Genomic DNA, 8571 nt, shown 5'->3' on the forward strand with positions numbered 1-8571 from the left:
AGTAAAAACGGGACCAAAAATAAGGAGGGAAACCGATGAATAAAGGACGCATTACCGCTATAATGGGTCCGGTTGTAGACGTAAAGTTCGAAGACGGAAAGCTGCCTAACCTCTACAACGCCCTTAAAGTAACGCATGAAGCAAGCAGTGAAAACGAAACAAAAATCAACCTAACATTAGAGGTTGCGCTTCACTTAGGCAATGACACAGTTCGTACGGTTGCGATGTCTTCTACAGACGGACTTGTTCGCGGTATGGAAGTAACAGATACGGAAGGACCAATCTCTGTTCCTGTAGGAGATGCAACACTTGGCCGCGTATTTAACGTACTAGGCGATCCAATCGACTTGGACGGTGAAGTAGCAGCTGGCGTTCGCCGCGACCCTATCCACCGTCAAGCTCCTGCATTCGAAGAGCTTTCTACAAAAGTAGAAATTCTTGAAACTGGTATCAAAGTAGTAGACTTGCTTGCTCCTTACATCAAGGGTGGTAAGATCGGTCTATTCGGCGGTGCCGGCGTAGGTAAAACGGTATTAATTCAGGAATTAATCAACAACATCGCACAAGAGCACGGCGGTATCTCTGTATTCGCAGGTGTAGGTGAGCGTACTCGTGAGGGTAACGACCTTTACCACGAAATGAGCGATTCCGGCGTTATTAAGAAAACTGCCATGGTATTCGGACAAATGAACGAGCCGCCTGGAGCACGTCAACGCGTAGCGTTAACAGGCTTAACAATGGCAGAATATTTCCGTGATGAGCAAGGACAAGACGTACTTCTGTTCATCGACAACATCTTCCGTTTCACGCAAGCAGGTTCTGAGGTATCCGCGCTTCTAGGCCGTATGCCTTCTGCCGTAGGTTACCAGCCGACACTTGCGACTGAAATGGGTCAATTGCAAGAGCGTATCACATCCACTAACAAAGGTTCCATTACTTCCATTCAGGCAGTATACGTACCGGCGGATGACTACACTGACCCGGCTCCTGCAACAGCGTTCGCTCACTTGGATGCAACAACAAACCTTGAGCGTCGTCTGACTCAAATGGGTATTTACCCAGCGGTAGATCCATTGGCGTCTACATCCCGCGCCCTTTCTCCAGAAATCGTAGGAGAAGAGCACTACAACGTAGCTCGTCAAGTACAGCAAACATTGCAACGCTACAAAGAATTACAAGATATCATCGCGATTCTTGGTATGGATGAGTTATCTGAAGATGATAAGCTGGTTGTACACCGCGCTCGTCGTATTCAGTTCTTCTTATCTCAAAACTTCCACGTAGCAGAGCAATTTACAGGTCAAAAAGGATCTTACGTACCTGTAAAAGAAACTGTACGTGCGTTCAAAGACATCATTGAAGGTAAATATGACGATCTTCCAGAGGAATCCTTCCGTCTAGTAGGTCGCATTGAAGAAGCTATCGAGAAAGCAAAAACTTTAGTATAACAGGTCTAGGAGGGACTAAACATGAAGACAATTCAAGTCAGTATTGTAACCCCTGACGGACCGGTATACGAAAAAGACGTAGAAATGGTAAGCGTCAAAGCAGAAAGCGGGGAAATGGGGATTCTTCCCGGCCACGTCGCAACAGTGGCTCCTCTGCAAATTAGTCCAGTTCGCATCAAAACAGGCGGCACAACGGATTATGTAGCAGTAGGCGGCGGCTTCATTGAAGTACGTCCGGATAAAATAACCATCCTGGCACCTTCTGCAGAAGTGGCGTCCCATATCGATATTCACCGTGCGAACGAAGCGAAGCGTCGCGCTGAGCGCCGCTTGGATGACAAGCAGACACATGTGGATTTCAAACGTGCAGAGCTTGCATTAAAGCGTGCAGTTAACCGTCTGAACGTTGCTAATATGAAGTAATTACAAAGCCGCAAAGGGTTTCCCTTTGCGGTTTTATTTTTAGGGAGTATGGTATGCTCCTTCTCTCTGGTTTCTCCTTGCATGAACCACTACAAAGGTGTGAGCGCTTCTGCACGTCGCCGGATAATCTCTCCCCACTATAAAAGACGCTTTTTTATTCACTTGTATATATTTGAAAGTGTCGGGGCAAGAACAGACTGAGGCAGCGGCTTAATATAATAGAAAGACAATAAGCATTGACGGCAGCAGGATGCTTTCTTTTCATGAAGAAAGAGTAAAGCAGGCACATTTGTGCGTGTAATTGATGTTTTGTATACTGAAGTAAAGGAGTTCATGAATATGCCGGATGCGAACTTGCGAAAGTATACGTATGAAGATTATGAGCAGTGGGAAGGCCGTTGGGAACTCATACAGGGAATCCCATATAATATGACGCCAGCTCTGTCCACTAAGCATCAATATGCGGTAGGGGAACTATACGGACATTTGCGAGCTTTTTTCTCAAGCCGCGGCTGTCATGTGTTCGTCGCTCCTTTTGATGTTCGTTTCAGCGAAACAGATGATTATTCTCAGGCGGATACGGTTGTACAGCCGGATATTTCTGTATTCTGTCATAGGAAGCAGCTGGATCAATCGGGAGCGAAGGGAGCTCCCAGTTTGACGGTAGAAGTACTATCTCCTTCAACTGCTGTAAAGGACCGGAATAAAAAGTTCAAGCTATACGAAAAGTATGGGGTAAAAGAGTATTGGATTGTAGATCCCGTACATGAGACAGTAGAAATATATAATTTACAAGAGGGGAACTATCATCTAGGAGAGGTGTACGGCACAGAGCAAATACTGCAGTCCATTCACTGGGAGGAACTGCAGATTCCGATCGAATCCTTGTTTCTCTCATTTTAGCTTTTTCGACAGCGTCGTATCCCTTAGGAAATTTCATATACAAAAAACACATTCTGTTGCCGTGGAATGTGTTTTTTTATTTCTTTAAGCTGAGCGAGCCGGTTGCGCTTTTCTTGGTGTCCAGCTCCATCGGCTAGCTCCTCCTGTCAGAGAACCTCCCCCCATAAAGGCAAAAAGCGCCTTTTTGGGGAGAGAACCTCTGCCTTCCGGAGCTGAACGAGCCGATTCCGCTTTTCTTGGTGTCCAGCTCCACCGGCTAGGCGCTGCCGCCTAAGAACCTCCGCCACAAAAAGGCAAAAAGCGCCTTTTAGGGCGGAGAACCTTAGGCTCTGCGCCTGAGCGAGCCGGTTGCACTTTTCTTGGTAGCATATCCACCTTTTCCTGCGAATACAATCTTAATAGTTTGGCATCATCAGGAGGGGATCAGAGATATGACGAGCGATTTAAAGAAAAAGGCGTTGGCCTCATTGGAAGGCAAGTGGGGCTTGGGAGCTGGCGTGACATTTTTATATTATATTCTTACTGCTGCAGGGATATATTTGGTTCTTGGCGCCGTTATGCTGCTTATGATTCCGCTTATGGGCTCTGATATGGAAGAGATTTGGAGCGGTTTGCTACATCTGATTTATATGGTTGTATCGCTGTTCATTACGGGTATTATGATGTTAGGGCTGCTGAATGTATATTTGAAGCTGGCACGGGGGGAGAATGCGGGAGCAGAGGATTTATTTCGTTATTTCCGCGGCAAGAGCCAAATGTGGCTAGCGTTTAAAAGTGTATTTCTAGTAGGGCTTTATACGCTTTTGTGGTCTCTTTTGCTCGTCATACCGGGCATTATAAAATCTTTTTCCTACTCGATGACATACTTCATTTTACTGGAGAAGCCCCACTATACGGTGCACCAGGCAATTGATGAAAGCAAGCGCATCATGCAAGGGCATAAGATGGATTTATTTCTTCTTATGCTCAGCTTTATCGGCTGGTTTCTTCTATGCGCCGTTACGTTCGGCATCGCTTATTTCTGGGTGACGCCGTATGCGACGGTGGCGATGGCTCATTTTTATGCCAAAATTAAAGAAGAGGCAGCGGAATGAAAAACAGGCATTAAGCGTTCATGCTTAATGCCTGTTTTTCATATCCCATGCTTCTTCAAACGATACTGCAAACTCTGCCTGCTCAGCCCTAACATTTTCGCGGTTTTGGAAACATTCCCGCCGTTTTCCACCAAGAGCTGTTTGATGTAAGCTTGTTCCGTATCGTCTATTTTCTTTTTTAAAGGCTTCACTGGCTGAGCATTAGCGGGAGGGAGCAGCGTCTTTGTATCCGGTACGTCGCTTTTCTCGTAATGTTGCGAGGCCAATTTATAAAAACGGGTCGGAAGGTGCGAGAGTTTGAGCTCATCCTCGTATTCTGCTAAATTCATCGCTCCTTCGACCATATGCTCTAGCTCCCTGACGTTGCCGGGCCAATCGTGGCGAAGGAAAAATTGCTTCACATCCTCATCAATTCCCCTCACATGCATGTCAAAGAGAGTATTGTATTTTTGGATGAAGCTGTGAACAAGAAGTTCGATATCGTCTTTTCTTTCTCGCAAAGCCGGTAAAAACAGGGTCACAACGCTCAGACGGTAGTAAAGATCCTTTCGCAAACGGTTATTTGCGATGGCTTCAACTGGGTCCTCGTTGATGGTGGCGATAATGCGTACATTCACTTCTTTTTCCTGCATGCTGCCTACTCTTCGTACGGCGCGTTCCTGTATCACGCGCAGCAGCTTCGCCTGCAGATGCGGACTTAACGAGTTCACCTCATCAAGCAGCAGCGTTCCCCCGTTAGCTTCTTCAAACAAACCGGGTTTATCAATGGAACCGGTGAAGGCACCTTTTGCTGTGCCGAATAAAATGCTTTCCATCAAGGTTTCAGGGATGGCGGCGCAGTTTTGAGAGATAAAGGGCTTTGCTGCCCGGACGCTTTCATTATGAATGCTTTGTGCGAATACTTCTTTCCCAGTTCCTGTTTCTCCTACCAAGAGTACGGAAGAAGAGGTGCGGGAGGCGCGCTTCGCTTCCTGTATAATGGACAGGATCGCTTGTGATTTTCCGATAATCTCATCAAATATGAACTTGGAGCCTCGATGCTTCAAAACCGTTTTCTGAATGTTTTGCTTCAGCTTTGTAATATCCTTGACGATTTCAATGGCACCCTTAATTTTGCCGTTTTTGATGATTGGGGCTGTATCGTTGATTGTCGTAATTTCTTTGCCCCGGTTGTTGAAGTATGTTTGTGTAATATTCCGTCTTGTTTTGCCGTATTTGAGCGCATCAATTAATGTGCTGCTTTGATTTTCTCCGAACGCGAACACTTCCAGCAGACTTTTATGGAGAACGTCCTTGCTGTCCATCGATTCGATTTCCATCATTTTTCGGTTATAAATAACCGTCTTTCCTTCTTCATTGATGACATGAATGCCTACATCCATTTCGTCAAGAAGATGCTCGTAAAATTCATTTTTCGCGAGAATGGTTTGTATATCTTCTGATGTGAATATCAATGGAATCCCCCCGCAGTAATCTATATATGAGTGAATGATAATTTCGACATTTCCGTGTACTATGTGCAACCAAAAGGGAGTATGGTATGCTTCTTCTCTCTGGTTTATCCTTGCATGAACCACTACAAAGGTTTGACCGCTTCTGCACGTCGCCGGATTATAAAAAGACGGTTTTTTAATAACTGGTTTAAAGTTGAAGTTTGGATAGTAAATGGTCCAAATGGAATAATAAATGTATCATTTCGGGTAATAAATGGTCCAAATTGGATAGTAAACGGCGCAATTTGAAAGATGAAGAAGCTAGTCAGTTAAGTTATATATTTGTCTTTATTGTATATGTTTTTTGCGTTATTCGCAAAAAAAATTTGCGTATTTTGCACACCTATAGAATGTAAATGCAAAATTATTTTGCATTTTTGCACTTTTACTCTATAGAAAGTGTGTTTATATAAGGATTTAAAGTTGGCATGCATTTTGCATATATACGTATGAAGAGAAAAAACAGCGGAAGAATTCATGATGTGTTTCTTTAGCTGTATAAAATATAAACATATGAAAAGGAGAGACAAACATGATGAATACTGTATCTCGTACAAATGATATTATCGAGCAAACTAATCAATACGGCGCAAATAACTATCATCCGCTTCCAGTGGTAATCTCTAAAGCGGAAGGTGTTTGGGTATATGATCCGGAAGGAAACAAATACATGGATATGCTAAGTGCATATTCTGCGGTAAACCAAGGTCACAGACATCCGAAAATCATTCAAGCGCTGAAGGATCAAGCGGATAAAGTTACGCTGACTTCCCGCGCGTTCCATAGTGATCAGCTGGGACCGTTTTATGAGAAAGTCGCGGCACTTACAAAAAAAGAGATGGTTCTTCCGATGAATACAGGGGCGGAAGCAGTAGAAACAGCCGTTAAAGCAGCAAGACGCTGGGCTTACGATGTAAAAGGAGTAGCGGAAAACCAAGCGGAAATTATCGCATGTGTAGGAAACTTCCATGGCCGTACAATGACAGCGGTTTCTCTTTCTTCTGAAAAAGAATATCAACGCGGCTTCGGTCCGTTCCTTCCAGGTATTAAGCTCATTCCTTACGGCGACTTGGAAGCGCTAAAAGCAGCAATTACACCAAATACAGCTGCATTTCTTCTAGAGCCGATCCAAGGAGAAGCTGGTATTATCATCCCGGCAGACGGCTTCTTTAAGGCGGCGCAAGAGCTATGTAAAGAGCAAAATGTACTGCTTATCGCGGACGAAATCCAAACAGGTCTTGCGCGTACAGGAAAAACATTTGCTTGCGATTGGGAAGAGGTTACTCCTGATATGTACATCCTTGGAAAAGCGCTTGGCGGCGGCGTATTCCCGATTTCCTGCGTAGCGGCGAACCGCGATGTATTAGGCGTATTCAACCCGGGCTCCCACGGCTCTACATTTGGCGGAAATCCGCTTGCTTGCGCGGTGTCCATTGCTTCCTTAGAAGTATTGGAAGAAGAAAATCTTGCGGAGCGCTCCCGCGAGCTTGGCGAATACTTCATGCAGAAGCTGAAGGAAATCGACAATCCGATGATCAAAGAAGTGCGCGGAAGAGGCTTGTTTATCGGCGTAGAGCTTGACGGTCCGGCTCGTCCATACTGCGAGCAATTGAAGGCTGAAGGCTTACTTTGCAAGGAAACGCATGAAACGACAATCCGTTTCGCTCCACCTTTAATCATTTCCGAAGAAGATTTGAACTGGGCGATTGCCAAAATCCAAAAGGTATTGGCCTAATATATAAACTCACGATGACGAGGTGTCAAGGATGACTGTGACGAGCAAAGCGAACCAGATCGAAAAAGAGCAGCAAGAGGAAAGCTTAAACTTATTTCTTTCAACGCAATCTATTATTAAAGAGGCAGTGGAAAGGCTTGGATATCCTGAAGAGATGTATGAGCTGTTGAAGGAGCCTCTGCGACTGCTGCAGGTGCGCATTCCTGTCAGAATGGATGACGGCAGTACGAAAATCTTTACGGGATACCGCGCTCAGCATAATGATGCGGTCGGTCCGACAAAGGGCGGAATTCGTTTCCATCCTGAAGTGGATGAAGAGGAAGTCAAAGCGCTTTCTATGTGGATGAGCCTGAAATGCGGAATTGTGGATCTTCCGTACGGGGGAGGGAAAGGCGGTATCATTTGCGACCCGAGAAAGATGTCCTTCTACGAATTGGAGCGATTAAGCCGCGGTTACGTACGTGCCATCAGCCAAATCGTGGGTCCGACAAAGGATATTCCGGCACCGGACGTGTACACGAATCCGCAAATTATGGCTTGGATGATGGACGAATACAGCCGCATTCAAGAATTTGATTCTCCTGGCTTCATTACAGGGAAGCCTCTTGTGCTCGGCGGATCGCAGGGCCGCGAAACTGCTACGGCAAAAGGCGTAACGATTTGCATAGAAGAAGCTGCTAAAGCAAAAGGCATTGCAATCAAAGGTGCCCGCGTCATCGTGCAAGGGTTCGGAAACGCAGGAAGCTATCTTGCGAAATTTATGAAGGAAGCTGGCGCCAACGTAATCGGAATTTCCGATGCGAACGGTGCGCTTTACAATCCGGACGGACTGGATATCGATTATTTATTGGAAAGACGGGACAGCTTCGGTACGGTAACGAACTTATTTAAAGATGTTCTCACCAATAAAGAGATTTTGGAAAAGGAATGCGATATTCTTGTTCCTGCGGCGATTTCAAATCAAATTACCGCGCAAAATGCACATCGTATTCAGGCGAAAATCGTGGTGGAAGCTGCTAACGGTCCTACTACATTAGAAGCTACCAAAATTTTAACAGAACGCGGCGTTCTGCTTGTGCCAGACGTTTTGGCGAGCGCAGGCGGAGTTACGGTTTCGTATTTCGAATGGGTGCAAAACAATCAGGGCTATTATTGGACGGAAGAGGAAGTCGAGGATAAGCTTCGTCTTAAAATCGTAGATTCGTTCCAAAAGGTTCTCGAGACAGCAATACAGCGCAAAGTCGATATGAGATTGGCTGCCTATATGGTCGGAATGAGAAAAATGGCAGAAGCTTCACGCTTCCGCGGCTGGGTATAAGAAAAGCGGAATCGGCTCGTTCAGGTGCAGAACCAGAGGTTCTCACCCCTCAAAGGCGCTTTTGGCCTTTGTGTGGGTGAGGTTCTCTGGTGGCAGCACCTAGCCGATGGAGCTGGACACCAAGAAAAGCGGAATCGGCTCGTTCAGGTGCAGAACC

7 protein-coding genes are annotated in these 8571 nt (G+C 45.6%); 6 read left to right on the plus strand and 1 reads right to left on the minus strand.

The annotated features are described in order from the left end of the window. The first annotated feature begins 35 nt into the window (after positions 1 to 35). From atpD to H540_RS0110875, 4 genes are all read left to right on the plus strand, one after another. Entirely contained in the window at positions 36 to 1448 is a 1413-nt protein-coding gene (atpD, locus tag H540_RS0110860; RefSeq protein ID WP_028400669.1) for a F0F1 ATP synthase subunit beta, read from the plus strand. 21 nt (positions 1449 to 1469) lie between these two features. Beyond that, positions 1470 to 1871 (plus strand): F0F1 ATP synthase subunit epsilon, encoded by a 402-nt coding sequence (locus H540_RS0110865; RefSeq protein WP_028400670.1) that lies wholly within the window; start codon positions 1470 to 1472, stop codon positions 1869 to 1871. Positions 1872 to 2204: 333 nt separating this feature from the next. Then, complete coding sequence (locus tag H540_RS0110870) at positions 2205 to 2774, plus strand: Uma2 family endonuclease (RefSeq protein WP_028400671.1); 570 nt, start codon at positions 2205 to 2207, stop codon at positions 2772 to 2774. 431 nt (positions 2775 to 3205) lie between these two features. After that, positions 3206 to 3868: a DUF975 family protein gene (locus tag H540_RS0110875; protein WP_028400672.1), complete on the plus strand. Its 663-nt coding sequence runs from the start codon at positions 3206 to 3208 to the stop codon at positions 3866 to 3868. A 38-nt stretch (positions 3869 to 3906) separates the two neighbouring features. On the opposite strand, the gene H540_RS0110880 is transcribed toward H540_RS0110875, so the two are convergent. Further along, on the minus strand, positions 3907 to 5319 hold the full coding sequence (locus H540_RS0110880; protein WP_028400673.1) for a sigma-54 interaction domain-containing protein: 1413 nt from the start codon (positions 5317 to 5319) through the stop codon (positions 3907 to 3909). A 577-nt stretch (positions 5320 to 5896) separates the two neighbouring features. Between H540_RS0110880 and H540_RS0110885 the strand changes: the two genes are divergently transcribed. Further along, complete coding sequence (locus H540_RS0110885; RefSeq protein WP_028400674.1) at positions 5897 to 7096, plus strand: ornithine--oxo-acid transaminase; 1200 nt, start codon at positions 5897 to 5899, stop codon at positions 7094 to 7096. Positions 7097 to 7127: 31 nt separating this feature from the next. Beyond that, positions 7128 to 8414 carry a Glu/Leu/Phe/Val family dehydrogenase gene (locus tag H540_RS0110890; protein ID WP_028400675.1) on the plus strand — a complete coding sequence of 429 codons (1287 nt, stop codon included), beginning with the start codon at positions 7128 to 7130 and terminating at the stop codon, positions 8412 to 8414. Positions 8415 to 8571 lie beyond the last annotated feature (157 nt).

Source organism: Ectobacillus panaciterrae DSM 19096, from assembly GCF_000430785.1.
Classification (GTDB): Bacteria; Bacillota; Bacilli; order Bacillales; family Bacillaceae_G; genus Ectobacillus; species Ectobacillus panaciterrae.

What these genes read in the sequence shown, in the direction of transcription:
- H540_RS0110885 (WP_028400674.1), top strand. Translation starts at nt 5,897, where the DNA reads ATGAATACTGTATCTCGTACAAATGATATTATCGAGCAAACTAATCAA.
- H540_RS0110875 (WP_028400672.1), top strand. Translation starts at nt 3,206, where the DNA reads ATGACGAGCGATTTAAAGAAAAAGGCGTTGGCCTCATTGGAAGGCAAG.
- H540_RS0110865 (WP_028400670.1), top strand. Translation starts at nt 1,470, where the DNA reads ATGAAGACAATTCAAGTCAGTATTGTAACCCCTGACGGACCGGTATAC.
- H540_RS0110890 (WP_028400675.1), top strand. Translation starts at nt 7,128, where the DNA reads ATGACTGTGACGAGCAAAGCGAACCAGATCGAAAAAGAGCAGCAAGAG.
- H540_RS0110870 (WP_028400671.1), top strand. Translation starts at nt 2,205, where the DNA reads ATGAATATGCCGGATGCGAACTTGCGAAAGTATACGTATGAAGATTAT.
- atpD (WP_028400669.1), top strand. Translation starts at nt 36, where the DNA reads ATGAATAAAGGACGCATTACCGCTATAATGGGTCCGGTTGTAGACGTA.